The following is a 1,237-nucleotide window of genomic DNA, read 5'->3' on the forward strand; positions in this document are numbered from 1 at the left end:
TTTGGCACATCGTGATGCCGCAGGGAAGAGGAGGAGTCCATACCATTATCCTATGGCTCTGACCTTACAAGCAGCCATCCATCATACGGCCATGTCAATGAAGTTCATCATTTACTTCTCTAAAAATTGTAATGCCCATGAGTCCTGTGATAGATCAAGGCACTATAGCTCTAATTGATAGGGAAAAATTTTTTGTTAACTATATATACTCGTCTACTCTCTTTGCCAAAATTATGAGCAACATAAGAAACATATTCATTTAAACCTAGAGAAGATAGATAAGAGTCAATCAAATCTTCTTCATAGCTATTTTTCTTTTCCATAGTTAAATGAGATAAGAGCCATGTTTTTCTCTTAGAAACATAAATATTCGGTGTTATACAGTTTATATCTTCAATATCTTCCCAATTTGTAATACTTACACATATAAAGTATTCATTAAATTGTTCACCTAAATAATCGGGGGCTTCTTTGAGGATATTGGAAACCAACTCAATTGCTTCACGTATTAGAATTTTATTTTTTCCATCAAAATCAATGTCATTCAAAAAATGAATATTTGCCCACCTTGAGAATAAAGGTATTTCTTCAAAAGTGTCATAATCTGAAAAATATAATTCAATATTGTCCAATCCCTCTTTTTTCAATAGTGAAATAAATTCTTTTTCATACTTTTTCATAGCCAATCGTCCACATTCCAACCATGTTCTTGTAACCACTTTAAAGTTTTCTTAGAGAATGATGGCGAACCATCATGGGTAGAGCCATCTTGATTTAGAGCTGGTCGTTTGCCTTTAACTTGTTCAGAGTGATGTGCATGCCATTGACTCCCAGGAACACTTGGTTCTGGTTTATCAATACGGTGAATTTCAACAGGACCTTGCCCTTTGTTTACTTTTTTCTGAGCATCTTTAGGAGTACATGATAACCCTAACGGATCAACCCAATTAATGGGATTAACCGCATACTGGAACAGGTTCACGCCGCCAGCCAGGCCAATCGGGTCCTGATGGATAAATCGCCCCGCCTGGGGATCGTAATACCGGTTCAGGTTGTAGTGTAACCCGGTTTCCTCGTCATAATACTGTCCTTGAAACCGCAACGGATTGTCGATCTCGGCCACATCGGCCAGCGCCAGCGCGCCATAGGCCCGGTAGCGGGCCGACCAGACGATCTTGCCGTCCGCATCGGTCAGCTCGCGCGGCGTGCCGAGGTGATCCAGGTGGTAGTAATAGAC

General features: G+C 40.3%; 2 protein-coding genes. Both read right to left on the reverse strand.

Translation table 11 applies throughout. From position 1 onward, the window contains the following. Positions 1-170: 170 nt before the first annotated feature. The gene (locus tag IT781_RS21850; protein WP_194972282.1) at positions 171-680 is read right to left on the reverse strand and encodes an Imm15 family immunity protein; all 510 of its coding nucleotides are present in this window, start codon (positions 678-680) and stop codon (positions 171-173) included. After that, on the reverse strand, positions 677-1,237 hold a 561-nt coding region (locus IT781_RS22755; RefSeq protein WP_305076269.1), incomplete at its 5' end, for an RHS repeat domain-containing protein. The genes IT781_RS22755 and IT781_RS21850, both read right to left, overlap by 4 nt.

The organism is Methylobacter sp. BlB1 (genome assembly GCF_015476545.1).
Taxonomy (GTDB): Bacteria; Pseudomonadota; Gammaproteobacteria; order Methylococcales; family Methylomonadaceae; genus Methylobacter.